This window comes from Sphingomonas sp. NCPPB 2930, assembly GCF_042867205.1.
Classification (GTDB): Bacteria; Pseudomonadota; Alphaproteobacteria; order Sphingomonadales; family Sphingomonadaceae; genus Sphingomonas.
In genome coordinates, this window is record NZ_JBHZQU010000050.1 from 1 (window position 1) to 842 (window position 842).

At 39.7% G+C, this 842-nt stretch carries 2 protein-coding genes and 1 riboswitch; both genes read right to left on the minus strand.

Going from position 1 to position 842, the window contains the following annotated elements:
• A partial coding sequence (locus ACFX59_RS18255) for a cation-transporting P-type ATPase (RefSeq protein ID WP_387434475.1) occupies window positions 1–308 on the minus strand: 308 nt, incomplete at its 3' end.
• Window positions 309–502: 194 nt separating this feature from the next.
• A riboswitch (M-box (ykoK) riboswitch) is annotated at window positions 503–653 on the minus strand.
• Between the two features lie 57 nt (window positions 654–710).
• Window positions 711–842, minus strand: coding sequence for a M24 family metallopeptidase (locus ACFX59_RS18260; protein ID WP_387434477.1), 132 nt, complete (start codon window positions 840–842; stop codon window positions 711–713).

Sequence of the window (842 nt, forward strand, 5' to 3'; positions counted from 1 at the left end):
ACTAGGACAACGATGATAATGGAAGTTGTCGGATCTTCTTGACCTGGTTTTGCCAACCAGACATTGGTCACCAAGGAAATCATGGCGATGACCAGCAAGATGATGGTAAAAGGATTGATAATGGATTCGTAAATCTTTTTGAGGATACTGTCTTCTTGACCCTTTGTGATGGTATTTTCGCCATATAGGTCACGATTTTTCTCCACCTGCTCCTCAGTCAAGCCTGTTAGACTTGTCTTATAAAAAGATAGAGTTTCGTTTAAAGATGTATGAATAGCTGTTGCTAATCTTTCTTTTGTAGTTTTCATTGGTTTCTCCTATCTGTATGAATGATGTGTTTCATACACAGAGACCAATCACTTTATAAGGGTAGAACGACACAAATCAGCGATTGGCTGTGTATGTGCGGTTCCAGGTGATCGTCAATTTGCATCGTCTATCTCCTTTCTTTGATTTAAACAGTAGAAAATCCCACCATAAAATGGCAGGATTAAAAAACTAATTATCTGTTTTTCGTTCAAGCTTTAACTCCATAGGGCAATGTAATGAGCTTAGTCTTGGCCTTCGCGACCAGGACTGTTGACCAACGAGTAGTGTCTCCACTGCTTTGCGGTAGTCATCCGTATCCCTATGGTAGCCTCACCTACCGTTTTCGTCTTTCAGTATAAACCTTTAAAATTTAAAAGTCAATCATCTGAGTTGTTTAATTCTTAGATAACTATCAACTCTTTTGGAGCTAGGGTCAACAATTCACAACCTGTCTCTGTAATCAGGATATCATCCTCAATACGAACGCCATATTTGCCTTCGATGTAGATACCTGGTTCATCGGTCAAGGCCAT